Genomic DNA, 15,784 nt, shown 5'->3' with positions numbered 1-15,784 from the left:
ACCGGCTCGGACGTTAGCAGCCAACTTGCAACACGCAGGAAAAACCACGCGTATTTGTATCATTTATTACATTTTTAAACTATACTTAGCGTATCATCAAATATTAACAGAATCAAACTGTAAACAGAATCTTTATTTCAGATTTGATTTACTGATTCGTATAAACTTGGGATTCATTTTGTTGCTTAAACAGGTTTTCATTTGTTGCTTGTATTTTGGTTAGATACGCGCCGGTTAGGATGCCGCCGCCTTGCGAATTAACAGTGACAATTTACTGCAAAAGAGGTTTGTTATGATCGAAGCCTTGAAAAACGAGCTCGTGGAAGCTCGCGCCGGCCGCCCGCCCGCTGTCCGGCCCGTTTATCTCGAAGCCCTGACACTCGTCGAACGGCTGCACCGGCGGCTTCTCGACGTGATTAAGGACGAGTTCGACCGGCGCGGCCGCAGCGATGTCAACGCCGTTCAAGCATTGCTGCTTTACAATATTTCCGACAAGGAGTTGACGGCGGGCGAGTTGCGCACGCGCGGCTATTATCTCGGCTCGAATGTCTCTTACAATGTCAAGAAATTGGTCGAAACCGGGTATCTGCACCATGCCCGCTCGCGGGTCGACCGCCGCGCGGTGCGAATCAGTTTAACCGGCAAGGGCCGCGATATTCACGAGATCGTCGCCGCGCTCTATGACAAGCATGTTTCCACCGTCGAGCAAATCGGCGGCATCAGCACCGAGGAGTTTTCAAAACTGAACCAATCGCTGGTTCGGCTCGAGCGATTCTGGACCGATCAAATCAGATATAGGCTGTAACTCGACCGCTTGCATGCCGGAGAAGTGTGCAAAGCCGAAGATAAACAACGACTCTCGCGCCGTTTCATTCATAGGAGGCCATATTTCAAGCCCGGCGCCACAAATTTGCCGCCCTGTTTGTGCCTTTTTAACCATTATCATGCCAGCTCCATTGACACGGTCATTTGCAGCCTGTCACCGGGCGGTTTGATGGGACCATGACGTTGCAAACAGATGAGAAGCGCGTGCGGATGTTGGATCCGTTCGTCCCTGGAACCAGCATCGGCCGGTGTGGACCTAAAATGCCGAAAGGCAAAGGCGTTGGAGGTTGAGACATTGAGATTTGGGATAAAAGCAAATTCACCGGCGGCACGCTATCATGGCCAAATCCGGCGCGCGGCGGCCGTTGCGGGCTTGGCAGCGGTCTTCGGCTTCATCCACGCAGGCACCGCGGCAGCGGGTCCAGCGGATATCTCCTTTGGCGAACAGGCCGAGTGGGCACAACGTTACGATGCCGATTCCCGGCTCGCGGTCGTCCGCTCCAATACGCCAGTTCTTTCCGTGCAAACATTCTCGGCGACGGAACAGGCGATCGAAACCTATCGCCAGATCGTCTCCAATGGCGGTTGGACCCCGGTTCCCGCGGGACAGACGCTGAAAATTGGTGCGAATGGTGCCGCGGTTGTCGCATTGCGCAGGCGACTCGCGGCTTCTGGGGATCTCGATCCGTCCGCGGGCGCTTCGCCTGTTTTCGATTCGTTTGTCGACGCCGCTGTCAAACATTTTCAGGCCCGGCATGGGCTTCTCCAAAGCGGTGTGGTTTCCAAGGAAACTTTCACGGCTCTCAACGTGCCTGCTGATTACCGGCTCCACCAGCTTGAGGTGAATCTCATCCGGTTGCGCTCCTATACCGGCAATCTCGGCGACCGTTTCGTCATGGCGAATATTCCGGCGATGGAAGTCGAAACAGTCGAGAACGGTGTTGTCGCAACCCATCATGCCGCCGGCGTCGGCAAGATCGACCGCCAATCGCCCGTCATGATGACGAAGGCAATCGATATCAATTTCAATCCATATTGGACCGTGCCGGTGTCGATCATCCGCAAGGATTTGATCCCGCGCATGCAAAAAGACGCAAACTATCTCAACGATCACAAGATCCGGATTTTTGACAAGGATGGCCAGGAGCTTCAGCCCAATCAGATTAATTGGAATTCGCTCGATGCCGTGAATTACAAGTTCCGCCAGGATCCGGGCGGCGATCTCAATTCGCTTGGCGTGGTGCGCATCAACATCAACAATCCCTATGGCGTCTATATGCACGACACGCCGGAAAAGGGAATTTTCGGCGACGATGACCGGTTTGTCTCGTCCGGCTGCATCCGCGTCCAGAATGTCCGCGATTATGTGACGTGGCTGCTCAAAGACACGCCCGGCTGGGATCGCCCTCATATCGATGAAGTGATCCGCTCAGGCGATCGTACGGACGTCAAGCTTGCGACCCAGATTCCCGTTTACTGGGTGTATATCACAGCCTGGGCCACACCCGAGGGTCTCGCCCAGTTCCGCGAGGATATCTACCAGCGCGATGGCTTCTCGCCGGTCGCCGCCGATGCGTCGATGGCGCCTCCCCTCTCACCGATGCAGCCGCAGCCTGTATCTCATCCCGTCGGCGGCGCTCGTGGCGCGGCGCTCGAACCGATGAACGACGACCAATAGCCGCGCCAGCTTCCGGTTCAGCTGGTTCCTATCAGGCGCTAATTCGGCGCCTGATTCTGCAGCATCAATTTGAGATTTTGTAGTGCCGCGCCGGATGCGCCCTTGCCAAGATTGTCGAGTTTGGCGACCAGAATTGCGTGCCCCCTCGCCGCATTGGCGAACACCCGAAGTTCGAGATCATTCGTGCCGTTCAAGGACTCCGGTTCGATCTTGCCGGATGATTCCGCCGGAACAAGCTTGACGAAAGGGCTTGCCGCATAATGCGCGGCCAAAGTGTCCGCAAGATCGGCACCCTTCGGCTTCCCCGGCAGATCCTCTAAAAAGAGCGGCACGAACACCAGCATCCCTTGCGCGAAATTGCCGACCGATGGCGCAAACAATGGGCGACGTGTAAGGCGGGCATAACGCTCGATCTCCGGCACATGTTTGTGTTCAAGGCCAAGTGCATAAGCCTCAAACGCTGGCGCGGTGCCCTTCTCATAGTCCGCGATCATCGCCTTGCCGCCGCCGGAATAGCCGGACACCGCGTAAATCGTGAGCGGAACATTGGCCGGCAAAAGCCCCTTGTCGATAAGCGGGCGCAGCAGCGCGATGGCGCCCGTCGCATAGCAGCCCGGGTTGGCGACATATCTCGCGTTGGCGATCGCTTCGGCCTGGCCGGGAACAAGTTCCGGGAAGCCATAAGTCCAGCCAGGCGCGACACGGTGCGCGGTCGATGCGTCGAGAATGCGCGGACCTTTGCTCCCCATCGCGGCGGCGATCGCAGCGGTTTCGCGGGCGGCTTCGTCTGGCAGGCAAAGAACCACGATGTCGGCCTGTTCCATCACGGCCTTCTTGGCGTCCAAATCCTTCCGTTGACCCGCGGGGAGACTTACTAGCTCCACGTCCGGGTCAGCTTCGAGGCGCGCGCGAATGCCAAGCCCGGTGGTTCCAGATTCGCCGTCGATGAAAATTTTCGCGCTCATGGTGCGGCCTTGGGCGGCTGAGTGTTGCAGGGAGACAATATGAAAAAGGCGGCCAATGGCCGCCTTGATTCTTGAAAGGAGCTTTGGGAAAGCTCAGCGTTTCGAGAATTGGAAGCTCCGGCGGGCTTTCTTCTTGCCATATTTCTTGCGCTCGACCACGCGCGGGTCGCGAGTCAAAAAACCCTCTTTCTTGAGAACCGAGCGCAGATCCGGTTCGTAAGCAAGAAGCGCCTTGGAAAGTCCGTGACGCACGGCACCCGCCTGCCCAGAGAGGCCGCCACCGGCAACCGTGACCGTCAGATCATATTGGTCAACGCGTTTGGTGATACCGAGCGGCTGCCGCAGGATCATACGGAGCACGGGGCGCGCGAAATACGTTTCCAGAGGCCTGCCATTGACCACGATCTTGCCGGGACCCGGCTTGATCCACACCCGCGCGACCGCGTCCTTACGCTTGCCGGTCGCATAAGCGCGTCCTTGTGCATCGAGTTTCTGGACATAACGGGGGGCAGCTTCTGGAACCGGCGCCGTGGCGCCTTGCAGATCCTGAAGCGAAGTTAACGTCTCGATCATAATCAGGCGAGCCTCGCGTTCTTGCGGTTGAGGCTCGCAACATCGAGCGCCACCGGATTTTGTGCAGCATGAGGATGTTCGCTGCCCTTGTAAACACGCAGATTGCCGAGTTGCCTGCGGCCGAGAGGGCCACGCGGCAGCATCCGCTCCACGGCTTTTTCAACAACTCGCTCGGGGAAACGGCCCTCAAGAATGAATTTGGCGGTGCGTTCTTTAATGCCGCCTTGATAGCCGGTGTAATGATAATAGACCTTTTGGTCGCGCTTGCGGCCGGTCAAAACCACTTTTTCGGCATTGACGACGATGATGTTGTCGCCATCATCCACATGCGGCGTGAAGGAGGGTTTGTGCTTGCCGCGGAGCCGCAAGGCGATCAGCGTCGCAAGCCGCCCAACAACGAGCCCGTTGGCGTCGATAACGACCCATTTTTTTTCAACGTCCGCCGCTTTGGCGGAAACAGTCTTGCCGAACATGCAAATTTCCATGCAAATAGGCGCTCAGCCCATCCGTGGGACAGGAGCTTGCGCATCGATTGGTGCTCCTTTTAGGCAGGCTTTCCTCTAGGGTCAAGGCTTCCTGCGGCAGACGCGGCAAAGAAACAAGGGTTTGGCCCGCGCGGCATGAACCTGGCTCCGCCGCTGCGCGTTGCGGCCGCTGAAGCCGCCCGCTTGCTTTTGTCATTCAATCTCTTCAATATCGTCCGCAACTCATTGAAATCATGGTCAAGGAAGCTCAATCATGGCCGGTGACACCACCGCCGATGCTATTTTGCGTGACATTCTCTTGAGGGTCAAAACCATCGCGGTGGTTGGCGCATCGGATAAGGCAACGCGGCCGTCCTACGGTGTTTTCGCGTTTCTTTTGGCGCAGGGATACCATGTGGTCGGAGTCAATCCTGGCCTTGCCGGCAAGAGCGTACACGGAACGGTGTTTTTCAAAACTCTGACGGATGTTCCCGAGCCGATCGATATGGTGGATATTTTCCGCAATTCGGCCGCCGCCGGGGCCGTCGCCGACGAGGCGCTGGCGCTGTCCCCGAAACCGAATGTCATTTGGATGCAGATCGGCGTTCGTGACGATGCGGCGGCAAAGCGGGCGCGGGCGCTCGGTGTTGACGTCGTCATGGACCGTTGCCCCAAGATTGAATACCAGCGCCTGAGGCTCCGGCGGCAATAGCATCAATGAGCGTTCCCCGCTCCGCCTAAACGCCGCCTTTTCCCACATGAACACAGGGAAATATTATCATCTGGCTATTAGTTGAAATAAGCTATTGCAGATCCAACGGGCTGGAGAAACTGGCATGCCAAGGCGAAGCTCTACGTGTTCTCTCGCTGTATTGTTTCTCCTAAGCGGCAACCTGTTTCTTGGATCAGCCTCCGCAGACGAAGACGCCGTTCGCAATCAGTTGGCCCGCAAGGACTGCGTGCGTGGAAAGTTCAAGGATTATTACCTCCAGGGTCAGGGCGGCGACCCGCCCGCCAGCTACAGCGGCCGGGTTTTCAAGCTCAGCCAGAATTATCCAAACCAACTGCCCCCCATGGAGGACTATCCATGGCTGAAGATTGGCTTCAAGAATGGCGGGCCTGTCGATCCACAAACCTATCTCCAAGCGCTTCTCGACTATGGTTTGGAGGGCAATGTCGAAGCCAATTTCTACGTCGAGGACAATAAGGTCCGGAAATGGTACGGCATGCCATGGATGGATTGGAACACCGAGGTCGCTTCGGACTGGCCCGGGACCGACGGCCGCGAATTCGTCCACGGTTTTACCCATGAATTCGATTCGTCTGGCAAAACGCTCAGCACTCTGCAAAATGACTTCGCCGACACATGGTCGGGAGGCTATTTCAACGATCGCGCCGCGTTCGGGATGGGTCAGGTATATTGCGACCCGGACAACCCAAAACCTGGGGCTTTAAATCCGGACCCGGCCGCCCTCAACAATTTCCCCAATGGCTCCTTCATTATCAAGCTCCTCTTCTCGACGGTAAACGAGCCGCAGTTGCCGATCGTAAAAGGCGCACTTGAGTGGCAAGCGAACGTCTTTGTCAACGACGATCCATCCTGGCGCAACAAGGGACCGATTTCCCGCTTTGCTCGCGCCATCGCGACGATCCGCCTCATTCAAATCGACGTATCCGTTCGCGACGACCGCAGCATCACAGGCTGGCTGCTCGGAACCTTCGGCTATGACGGAAGGAGTCATGGAGAAACGCCATGGAAGCGCATGGTACCTTTAGGGATTCAGTGGGGAAATAGTCCTAAAGTCACGTTCGGGGACACGTGCGCTGGTCCAGCCGGGCCTTGCAACCGGGAAAAACTCACCGAACAATGGATCAATGAGCAAGCGGTCAAGGATTTAGCAACAGCCCCGCTGAACTTCGACCATCTCGGTTATGGCGGACGGCTGGCCGGACCCGTCGACAACGCAAAGGCTTCCTGCATGGGATGCCACCAGACCGCCGGCTACCCAACCGTGCCGATCCTGCCCGAATTCTCGGCGAATGGATCGGTTTTGAAGCTCGATGCCGCGCGCCAGCCTGGGACAAACCAAAGCTTCCGAATGATGTATTACGGCAACGTCCCCTCGGGAGTGGTGTTCAGTGACACGCAGCTCTATTCCTCCGATTATTCGCTGCAGCTGTCGATGAGTCTTCAAAACTTCATCTCCCTGCGTTGCGCCAAAAATACGCAAGATACGCATGCGCCATACCCCGGGATTTGCGCGCAGCTGCTCCAGTGGTCGAAGGCGCAAAGAAAGTCCATTGGCGATCTTCTCACCTTTGGCTCGCCCGGTCAGAAGGGCGCTCCGATTCGTTCGGACTGACAAGAAAGAAGTCCTAGCGCGATTGGGACAGGGCCTGCGCATGCGCCACCGCCATCCCCAAGACGAGCATCGCAAAAGCTTGATGTAAGAGCCCCGCCCAGAGCGGAACCACGAGAACGAGTGCCACGATTCCAATCGCGGTCTGCGCCGCCACAAGCCCTACCACCGCAATGGCGCGCCGTTGCGCCCGGCTTCCCCTCGCGACGCGCGAAGCATAAAAAACCTGAACGAGTGCAACCGCCAAAAGCACATATGCCGTCATGCGATGTTGAAATTGAACCAGCAAAATATTGTCGAGAAAGTTTCGCCAAAGCGGCGTCAGCAAAGTCAATTGATCGAGGGGCGGCCAAAAATATCCATCGATCAGCGGCCAGGTGTTGAAGGCGCGTCCCGCCCGCAAGCCGGCAACGAGAGCACCGAACCCGATTTGCAGCAGCACGAGCAAGGTGATGCTGCCCGCGAACCATTTGAGCCCAGGCAAGACCCGTTGCGAAAGTTCCGCGTCACGGCGCTTGAGTGAGGCTGCCAGCCAAACCAGCGCGGCGAACGTCAGACTGGCGAGTAGAAGGTGAACGGCGAGACGCTCTTGCGCGACCTCGACCCGATCGGAAAGCCCGGATTTCACCATCCACCAGCCAACAATCCCCTGAACGCTGCCAAGCGCGAGCACAGCGAGAAGTTTTACCTTGTATCCAGGCGGCAAATTTCCTTTCACCCAAAAATAAACAAGCGGCAACGCCATGGCCGCGCCGATGAGACGGCCCAGCAGCCGGTGGCTCCACTCAAAGAAGAAAATGAATTTGAAGCCGCCCAAATCCATGTCCGGGAAGAGCTGTGCATATTGCGGAATTTTTTTGTAGTTCTCGAATTCCGCCAGCCACGCGGCTTGGCTGAGCGGCGGGATGATGCCGCTCAAGGGCTTCCATTCGGTAATGGACAGGCCGGATTCGGTAAGCCTTGTTGCGCCACCGACAATCACCATCAAAAACACGAGCCCGGCAAGGCTCCAGAGCCAGATCGCGACCGCACGATAGGATGGGGTCAGCGAGCCATTTTTTGCCGCATGCAAGCGGCTGGCCGGCATTTCACCCACGTTTGGAGTCCTCACATCCAGCAACAAGATCGTGCACAGGCACAGGCTCGGAATACTCCGGCCCAACACCCTTTTGCGATCCGGCATGGGGATAGAACGTTGCTCCGAGCGCATAAACCGGAGGCAGATCGATCCCCGGCGGTGTCGCGCGGCCCATCGCCAGATGGCTGGGCAGCAAATGCGTATGCGGCCCATCGGGGGATTGGCCGCCCGGCGGCGGAATCGGGGTATAAATCTCTGCCCGCCCAAGCGGTGATTCGACAATCCTTACTGGACTATGCGCGACGATTGTGGCTCCGGCATCTCGCAGAACCGCAGTAAGCGGCTGTCCCGACACAAGGTTCAAGGTATTGTGCAGTTCCTCGGAAGAGGACCGAACACAAAAGCGCAGGTCGTCCCGCCCCAACCCCAAATCGAACCACGGCTGATCGCGGCATTCGGGCTGGATTGCGCCTTCATCGGGGCCGAGCGGCGTCAGCGTAGTCGTAACCGGAACATTCGCTCTCGCTTTGAGGACCACAAGAAAGATTGGGCCATAATCATTGCCGGCACGCAACTGCAACGCTCTGACGTGTTCGCCGATCGTCAACCGCAGCGCGCCGCGAGTCGAGCGCGCGGTGATGGTTTCTCCGGCGGCGGTCACTTGGCATGTTTCGTCATCCACGCAAAGAAATTCGGCAATCGCCCCGTAACATCCAAGAGTCCAGGTGCCGGATTTTTGCTCCAGGCTACGGCCGACGAATTCCGCAATCTCGCCAGCCGGCCAGGGCAACCTTGCGATTGCAAGACCCAATTTGTCGAAGCGTCGCGGCAGAACGGCCCAGATCGCGCTCCGGCGCTCGTCACTGGCCAAAGACCATTCCGCGATCTCGCCGCCGGTGCGGCCGCATCCAAGACACACGCCCAACGCATCGTCCATCTTGCAGATACCGGTACAGGGGCTAGGGATGGTCATTGTCGCAATGCTCATTCGCTGTCCGGGAACAAGATCGTAGCAATAGCGGATGTTTTGGATAGGCGATCAAGTTGCGAGGGCTTAAGAAGTGCTCATGGCACGCGGTGTCTACAGATGAAGCCATAAACATCCGCAAAGCGCATGTCCATGCGCGGCATGCCGCAACGGAATGAAGGAGCATCATGCGCGGCCGGTTCCGCAAACTTATCGGCACCATCATCGTGATCTTGTTTGTGCCGGCCTACGCCCTCATTGCCATGGCCCTGGCACAAGCGCGCCCGCTGAGGGAAGCGCCTGTTCTCATACAAATTCTTTGCTATGCCGGGCTTGGCTTGGTTTGGATCGTGCCGCTGATGCCGCTGATCAAATGGATGGAAAAACCGGACGCTGGAGCGTAATCACATGCTTGCGTTATACGTCAGGCGGCATCCCGGCCGATGACTCTCGGCGATGGGTCCGGCAGGCCAATCAGCAACACCTCGCCAGCGCCAGCTTCGATCAATCGCGCCTCGGCTTCTAAAACTTGGCCGTTTTGCGGCCCAGCCGAGGATGCCAGCAACACGAAATCCGCTTTCGTGGCGAGGATTGCGGCGATGTTGGTCACGTCAAGCGGCGGCGCGATCATGATGAGAAAATCATAGATCTGCGCCAAGGAATCCAGCACATTTTCGAATTCGTGGAGATTGAATTCACCGTCGCGTCCGGCCCGCAGAAAATGCAGACGGGAGGCGGGATCCCGGCAAATGACTTCCGCGAAGGTGGCTGTGCCGTTTAGAAGCTCGCAAAGCCCCGGCTCCTCGCCGCCTACTAGGCCGCCGTCATCTGGCCGGCTGGCAAGCTCGCCAAAATCGAACAGGCTTGACGGGTCGAGACCGATGACGATCGAACGTCCTTCCCGCGCAAGATCTCGCGCGAAATCGCGCATGACACCGGACGCCGCCACCTCGCTCAGTGTCGTCGCAACGATTCGTGTGCCTCGCGCGCCGTACCCGTTGACGTGCGCTGCAAGAATGCGAGCGATGATTTTTGCGCCGACGTATCCGGAGCCTGGGTCCCCCTGCCCGGCAGGTTCTGAGTCCGTGGAGTCTTCCAGAGCTCGCCGCAGATGCGGCTTGTCCAGTTCACCGTGACGGGCAACGATACGAACCTCCCCCAGGGCACGAGGCTGTTCCAACGGCTTGTCCAGGTGTCCGGGTGCCCGCCTTCCCGAAGCCGCAGCCGACACCAAGGCGCCAAGGCCCATGACAAGTATCGCGGCACCTGACAAGAGCATTAAGGGCCTGGTTGGATAAATCCGTTGCAACGGCGGGGTGGCGTGCGATGCGATTCGGGCCTCGCCATTCTGCGGTAAGGCACTCGTGCCAGCCCGCATTTCCAAATAGAGTTCCGTGATACGATTGGCGGCAGTTGCTGCAAACTCTGGGTTTTCCGACTGAAATGCAATGGTCAGAAGGCTTCCCATGCCCGGCGCACTCACTCGAAGCCGGTCTTGATAGGTTTCAAGAACGCGATCCTCCAAGCTTTTCCGGGCGGGATCGCGGAGAATGCCGAGAAAAATGAGCGACCGGGAGATCGGATCGGAACTTCGCGCCGCGGTGTCAAACTCGGGGTTGACCTCGATCTGAAGATCCTTGATCGCACGGCGGGCAAGGTCACGCGATGCAATAAGCTGCGCCTGGCCAGCGGCTGGACCAATACCGCTGGCACCTCCAAAAAGAGCAAGGTTGGAGCGCAGACCAATAAGGCCGGCGGTGCGCGGACCGATCAAAACCTGAGCTTCGGCGCTATAAAGTGGCTGCTGCAGACAAAGGAGACCGGCAAAAAGCAAACTGACGATGAAAACCAAAACAGCCAGCGGCAGCCCGGCCAACCACCCTATTTTGGCGGTCACAGCTTCGTGCTCCTGGTCCCGATCCCAGATGCGGGAACGCCCCGTGCAAAGCGCCTCGAAGTCGCGCCCGTCCATTGCCAACTCCACGATCCACTGGCGTCATAAAACGCCGTTAAGGTTTCCGCGAAGTTAACTTTTGGAATTGCACACGAAAATCCACACGAGACCGTGCGTCGGAATGTCAGAAAGAAGGGGTTCGGCCCGAGCTTAAAAGCGCCGCGCGGAGCGTATTTTCCATCAGCATCGCAATCGTCATCGGTCCGACGCCACCGGGCACCGGAGTGATCGCACCCGCGCGCTCGATGGTCTCGGCAAAAGCAACATCGCCGACAAGCTTCGTTTTGGGCATTCCAGACGCATTTAGACCCTCGCCCGGCATCCGGTTGATGCCGACGTCAATGACAATCGCGCCAGGCTTGATCCATGCTCCGCGAATCATCTCAGGACGGCCGACCGCGGCGATCACGACATCGGCTCTCGCCACCGTTGCCGCGAGACCGAGGGTGCGCGAATGGGCGATGGTCACCGTCGCATTGCGGCCAAGCAGCAGTTGGGCAATTGGCTTGCCGACCAGATTCGAACGGCCGACGACGACGGCTTCGGCTCCCGAAAGTTTGACCCCTAGCGCCTCGGCCGCCATGTCGAGAAGGACCATGCTGCCCGCCGGCGTGCAAGGCACGAGCGCGCGTTTCATGTCGCCGCTCGCAAGCAGCCCAGCATTGACCGGGTGCAGGCCATCGACATCCTTGCCTGGAGAAATGGCGTCGATGACGCGGCCCGGATCGAGCGGGCGAGGCAAAGGCAATTGCAACAAAATTCCGTGGATCGCCGGATCGGCATTCAGCGTTTCGACGAGAGCCAGCAGCTCCTCTTCGCTGACCGTCGCGGCAAGGTCGTGCTGGATCGAGTGAAACCCGCAGGCATGTGCCGCCTTGCCCTTGGATTTGACATAGACCTGGCTTGCCGGATCCTCGCCGACGAGGATGACCGCGAGCCCCGGCCTAAGCCCTTGCGCGGCGAGCGAGCGCGCTACTTCCGTCACGCGCGCAAGCACCCGTTTCGAAGCGCGTTTGCCATCGATCACCGCACATCCCGTTGGCGCATGAACTTCGAGCATGATCCCCCGCGGCCTTAGGTAGCGGCGTTCCTATTTCGCCGGTGAGGAAATTTGAAAAATCGACGCTTGCGTATGAATTTCAGCAAATTTACCCGCCGATCTTGGCTTTGACGGTCTGATAAACGGATTCTGTCGTCTCCGCCGCCTGTGCGAGCAGGGCGTTGACTTCCGCGAGCTGCTTTTCGGCAAAATCGCGATCCTTGATCGCCTTGGCGTTGATGAACACATTCAGCGCCGCGCTGCGCAACCCGGCGTTCGCCGCAAGCACGGCGACCCCAGCATCGCTGATGACATTCAGATTGCCCTTCTCCGCCACCGCGGCGGACAGGCGCATAACCTCGAAGCAGGCTTTGACGGCGCGCAACGGAGCCAGAGTCGCATCCCTCAAGGCAGCTTGAATCGCCGCGGTGCGCTTGGCTTTCTCGTCGTCGGTTGCTCGCGGCAACCCATAAGCGGCCATCACGGAATTGAACGCCACGACATCTTCCTCAATCGCCCTAGTCAACTCAGCGCGCAGTGCCTCAGCCTTGGCATTCACTGCCTTGAGATCTTCGGAGACCGCTTCATAGTTCTTTTTGCCAATGGTAAGATTGGCCACCATGGAGACAAGTGCCGCGCCAATGGCGCCGCAGACCGCCGCCGCGCCGCCGCCGCCGGGCGTCGGGCGTTCACTGGCGAGATCGGCGAGAAAGGTCCCGATGGAACTGTTCATGGTCATGAGTGTCATAATCCTTGAAAGTCAGGCCAGGATTTTGGCTTGCGCATAGATATTCTCGGCATCGAACACTTGGTCGGAGTTTTCGAACAATTGTCCGACGCAGGCGCGATGCAGTTTCAACTTCAAGCCGCCAAGCCCCAAGGCGCCGATCACGATTTTGCCGTGGCGCTCCTTCGCCTTGTCGATCGCCTCGACACCGCCGAGACCAAGCGGCGGCTGCGCGTTGCAATCGGCGAGCAGTTCGATCGCCGGGTTGTTCTGCCAGTCCTTTTCATCGAGCAGTGGAACGCCGATGGCACCCGCGGCAAAAACCACCTGTGCGCCCTGCACCGCCGCCGCGCGGGCTTCATTGTCAATTGCCTCGATGGGCGCCGGCGCGAAGCCAAAGCGGTCATTGATCGCCTGGCTCGCCGCATCCGCTCGCTGTTTCGAGCGCGAGGTAATCGCGACTTCGGCGCCTTCAATATGCAACATCGCCGCCGCACGCATCCCGACCGGCCCCGTACCAGCGAGAACAATCGCTTTCTTGCCAGCAAGCGGTTTGGCTTTGGCGAGCAGCGCGACGCCGGCCGCCGCTGTCGTGTTGGAACCATTGCTGTCCAGCATCACCGACACCCGGAAATTCGCGAAAAAGTGCTTCTTGACTTTCTTGAACAAGGCCTCACCGGCGACCATGCTGCCGCCGCCCACGAAGATCGCGGTAAATTGCTTTTCCTTGGGGCCTCGCGTGTAGATCGTTCCGTCGACGAGCGCGCCGACATTTTCCGGCGTCACACCGCCATAGCCGATGACGTAATCGGCGCCGCCGTCATAGCCAACGACCGTGTCGAAGACGCTTGGTACGGGATCGGTATCCAACAGGAACAACAGTTTCTTCGTCATGACGGTCTCAATGATTTGAATTTATTTCCGGCCGGGCAAGAAAAGGACGTTCCAGCATTGCACACATCAGTGGCGAGAAAGCCGCCGATCGTGCCGACGCGCGATCTCCTTGGAGCCAGAACAAGGAATCGTCAAAGGCCCTCTTTGTCAGAGTTCGGCGGCCCTGCCAAGCCCGCTCCGCCCACGGCTGTCTGAGCCGAGAGCGCGATCGAGCGCGATCACACCGGCACCAAGCCCGAAAAAGACAGCGAGCAGGACCGTTGCGTTCAACATTACCGCCGCAAACCCAAGCCTAGAGACGTCCATGAAGGGATAGGGATAGACTCCGAAAACCGCGCCGCGAAGCATGGAATAGATGAAGAAGAGGAGCGGGTAAATCAGCCAAGTTACCGGATCTGGCCATCTCAACTTTCCCTTTGGCAGCAACAAGAGCCAGAATAAAGTGTAAAATAAAGGCACGGCATCGTGGAGAAGAGTATCTGCAAATAAACGCAATCCCTGTGGATGCCAAAGATGCCGCAAAAGCAGCTCATAGACGACGCCGACAACAATGACATAAACAACGAGCGCCGCATTTAAGCTTGGTCCAGCCAAAAAACGCTCCGCTTGCGGCTGGGCACAGAAAATCGTGAGCACGACAGCTGTCACCAAATTGGTCTCCATCGTGAAGTAGCTAAAAAAGTTGATCAGATGTTCCGCCATCGGCAAACTTTGGGCCAGCGCCTCTTCGATATTGTAATAGAGCTGATAGCCGACCCCGAACCACGCCATGCCGGCGATTGCCGCGGCGCAGCGCCATTGTAAGGAATTCGGAGTCAAAATTTCGTCCGGCGCCTTGACGTCGCCCTGCATCTTCAATTCCTCCGGCACCCGGATTTGGATTCTGAACTCAAATATGGCCGTTTCTTCAAATTTTTGCAAAACTGTCATATCTTCATCATATGCAAACAGCATCGCAGCACGGATCAACTCGCCGGCCTGAGAGGAATCATGGGAAATTAGGAGGCGATCGGGGCGCAAACGATCGCAGGTCCGGTCAAATAAGCGCCATAAAAGGCTTACGCTTGGTGCGAAAAACCTGATCAATTCTCGTTGAGATGAAGCGATTCCTTTTGATCAAAAGGCCTATTGACCAAAAAGCGCGGGAAGAGAAAGGTGATCGGCTTCGGCGACCGGCGCTGGCAAACCTGCCGCTGAACAAACATGATGGCTACGCCGTGGCTCTAACCCAAAAGGGCGAAGTTGGCTCTCATATCCAGGCAAGCCCGGAGAGGCAGAGCTGGCAAGCCCTTCAAACGGCTTGCTTAGGTCAAAATTCAAGCAGCTGGGGAGCAGTCTCGCCCTGAATCATTTCGGGTTGGCACGGCGCATGCGGGTTTGTCATGGGTTTTTCACGACGAGGCCGCGATATCACGAAGGCGCGATAGTTTGGTAGCCACGGGCTTCGTGCCGGGCCGGAACCCTCACCCAATCGCCGCCTTTTTTTTCTCTCGCCAGGGCAGCTTTGCTTTTGCCAAAGCGGGGATCCCCGAGGCGGCGTATGTCAGTCTCCGCCGATGGTTTCATCCAAACGGTAGCCAAGATAGCGAACTGAATTGATGGGATCGTAGCCAAGGTGGCGGCGCAATTTCTTGCGGAGCTTGCTGATATGGCTTTCGACGACATTTTCCTCAACGTTCTCGTCGAAAATTCCGTAAATCGAATTGAAGATTTGCGCCTTGCTCACGCGCCGGCCCCGGTTGTTAACGAGATATTCGAGGATGCGGCGCTCCCGCCGTGGCAATGGCAGAGAAAGACCTCTGAGTTGCGGGTCTCTGCCATCGAAGAAGACCCGCAACTCCCCGATCACAGCCGAGTCCCGCTCGCTCTCGTGACGCCGCCGGATGGCACCGACCCGCGCCAGAATCTCACGAACATGGATGGGCTTACGCACCACATCATCGACACCCGCAGCAAATAAATCCAACGTCTGTTCAAGCGACGGAGTCTCATTCATAGCGATCACCGGAGCACGGGTGCGATCCTTGATCATCTTCGGATAGAGCTTCCGGTCCCGGCAATCCCCCAATAGAAAGGCTTCGACCGCGAACAAATCAGCATCGGCAACCGTTGACACCCATTCCTGGAATTCCGATGGGCAAAATCCGGCGGATGAAACGCCTTCGCTGCCAAACCGGCACGTGTATCCAGATGTCACAATTTCGCGTTCGTCAATTATCACCAACATTGAAATCTCCGGCGAATCTCACCTTCATTCATT

General features: G+C 57.8%; 16 protein-coding genes. 5 read left to right on the top strand and 11 right to left on the bottom strand.

Annotated features, from left to right (window positions below; translation table 11 throughout):
- The first annotated feature begins 292 nt into the window (after positions 1 to 292).
- Together QEV83_RS18045 and QEV83_RS18040 are read left to right on the top strand one after the other, a co-directional pair.
- Positions 293 to 805: a winged helix DNA-binding protein gene (locus tag QEV83_RS18045; protein WP_280129035.1), complete on the top strand. Its 513-nt coding sequence runs from the start codon at positions 293 to 295 to the stop codon at positions 803 to 805.
- A gap of 414 nt (positions 806 to 1,219) precedes the next feature.
- Entirely contained in the window at positions 1,220 to 2,503 is a 1,284-nt protein-coding gene (locus QEV83_RS18040) for a L,D-transpeptidase family protein (protein ID WP_280131135.1), read from the top strand.
- A gap of 38 nt (positions 2,504 to 2,541) precedes the next feature.
- Here the strand turns inward: QEV83_RS18040 and argC are convergent, their stop codons facing one another.
- The 3 genes from argC to rplM all read right to left on the bottom strand — a co-directional run bounded on the left by argC (position 2,542) and on the right by rplM (position 4,514).
- Entirely contained in the window at positions 2,542 to 3,468 is a 927-nt protein-coding gene (gene argC / locus QEV83_RS18035) for an N-acetyl-gamma-glutamyl-phosphate reductase (protein ID WP_280129034.1), read from the bottom strand.
- A 93-nt stretch (positions 3,469 to 3,561) separates the two neighbouring features.
- Complete coding sequence (rpsI, locus tag QEV83_RS18030) at positions 3,562 to 4,041, bottom strand: 30S ribosomal protein S9 (RefSeq protein WP_280129033.1); 480 nt, start codon at positions 4,039 to 4,041, stop codon at positions 3,562 to 3,564.
- A 2-nt stretch (positions 4,042 to 4,043) separates the two neighbouring features.
- Positions 4,044 to 4,514, bottom strand: a complete 471-nt coding sequence (gene rplM, locus QEV83_RS18025; RefSeq protein ID WP_280129032.1) for a 50S ribosomal protein L13 — start codon at positions 4,512 to 4,514, stop codon at positions 4,044 to 4,046.
- A gap of 265 nt (positions 4,515 to 4,779) precedes the next feature.
- On the opposite strand from rplM, the gene QEV83_RS18020 reads away from it, so the two are divergent.
- On the top strand, positions 4,780 to 5,217 hold the full coding sequence (locus QEV83_RS18020) for a CoA-binding protein (RefSeq protein ID WP_280129031.1): 438 nt from the start codon (positions 4,780 to 4,782) through the stop codon (positions 5,215 to 5,217).
- A 124-nt stretch (positions 5,218 to 5,341) separates the two neighbouring features.
- On the top strand, positions 5,342 to 6,868 hold the full coding sequence (locus tag QEV83_RS18015) for a hypothetical protein (RefSeq protein ID WP_280129030.1): 1,527 nt from the start codon (positions 5,342 to 5,344) through the stop codon (positions 6,866 to 6,868).
- Positions 6,869 to 6,881: 13 nt separating this feature from the next.
- On the opposite strand, the gene QEV83_RS18010 is transcribed toward QEV83_RS18015, so the two are convergent.
- Together QEV83_RS18010 and QEV83_RS18005 are read right to left on the bottom strand one after the other, a co-directional pair.
- Positions 6,882 to 7,952 (bottom strand): COX15/CtaA family protein, encoded by a 1,071-nt coding sequence (locus QEV83_RS18010; protein WP_280131134.1) that lies wholly within the window; start codon positions 7,950 to 7,952, stop codon positions 6,882 to 6,884.
- 1 nt (position 7,953) lies between these two features.
- On the bottom strand, positions 7,954 to 8,931 hold the full coding sequence (locus tag QEV83_RS18005; RefSeq protein ID WP_280129029.1) for a DUF1289 domain-containing protein: 978 nt from the start codon (positions 8,929 to 8,931) through the stop codon (positions 7,954 to 7,956).
- A 167-nt stretch (positions 8,932 to 9,098) separates the two neighbouring features.
- Between QEV83_RS18005 and QEV83_RS18000 the strand changes: the two genes are divergently transcribed.
- A complete protein-coding gene (locus tag QEV83_RS18000) occupies positions 9,099 to 9,314 on the top strand; it encodes a DUF2842 domain-containing protein (RefSeq protein ID WP_280129028.1) in 216 nt (71 codons plus the stop codon).
- 20 nt (positions 9,315 to 9,334) lie between these two features.
- On the opposite strand, the gene QEV83_RS17995 is transcribed toward QEV83_RS18000, so the two are convergent.
- The 6 genes from QEV83_RS17995 to QEV83_RS17970 all read right to left on the bottom strand — a co-directional run bounded on the left by QEV83_RS17995 (position 9,335) and on the right by QEV83_RS17970 (position 15,751).
- Complete coding sequence (locus QEV83_RS17995) at positions 9,335 to 10,882, bottom strand: hypothetical protein (RefSeq protein WP_280129027.1); 1,548 nt, start codon at positions 10,880 to 10,882, stop codon at positions 9,335 to 9,337.
- A gap of 106 nt (positions 10,883 to 10,988) precedes the next feature.
- The gene (gene folD, locus QEV83_RS17990; protein ID WP_280129026.1) at positions 10,989 to 11,924 is read right to left on the bottom strand and encodes a bifunctional methylenetetrahydrofolate dehydrogenase/methenyltetrahydrofolate cyclohydrolase FolD; all 936 of its coding nucleotides are present in this window, start codon (positions 11,922 to 11,924) and stop codon (positions 10,989 to 10,991) included.
- Between the two features lie 88 nt (positions 11,925 to 12,012).
- On the bottom strand, positions 12,013 to 12,642 hold the full coding sequence (gene fchA / locus QEV83_RS17985; protein WP_280129025.1) for a methenyltetrahydrofolate cyclohydrolase: 630 nt from the start codon (positions 12,640 to 12,642) through the stop codon (positions 12,013 to 12,015).
- Between the two features lie 21 nt (positions 12,643 to 12,663).
- The gene (locus QEV83_RS17980; protein ID WP_280129024.1) at positions 12,664 to 13,524 is read right to left on the bottom strand and encodes an NADP-dependent methylenetetrahydromethanopterin/methylenetetrahydrofolate dehydrogenase; all 861 of its coding nucleotides are present in this window, start codon (positions 13,522 to 13,524) and stop codon (positions 12,664 to 12,666) included.
- A gap of 147 nt (positions 13,525 to 13,671) precedes the next feature.
- A complete protein-coding gene (locus QEV83_RS17975) occupies positions 13,672 to 14,454 on the bottom strand; it encodes a Pr6Pr family membrane protein (protein WP_280129023.1) in 783 nt (260 codons plus the stop codon).
- 613 nt (positions 14,455 to 15,067) lie between these two features.
- Entirely contained in the window at positions 15,068 to 15,751 is a 684-nt protein-coding gene (locus QEV83_RS17970; RefSeq protein ID WP_280129022.1) for a response regulator transcription factor, read from the bottom strand.
- Between the last annotated feature and the right edge of the window lie 33 nt (positions 15,752 to 15,784).

Source organism: Methylocapsa sp. D3K7 (genome assembly GCF_029855125.1).
Taxonomy (GTDB): domain Bacteria; phylum Pseudomonadota; class Alphaproteobacteria; order Rhizobiales; family Beijerinckiaceae; genus Methylocapsa.
Note: the sequence above shows the minus strand (reverse complement) of the source record. Positions and strands in the feature narration are given on the sequence as shown.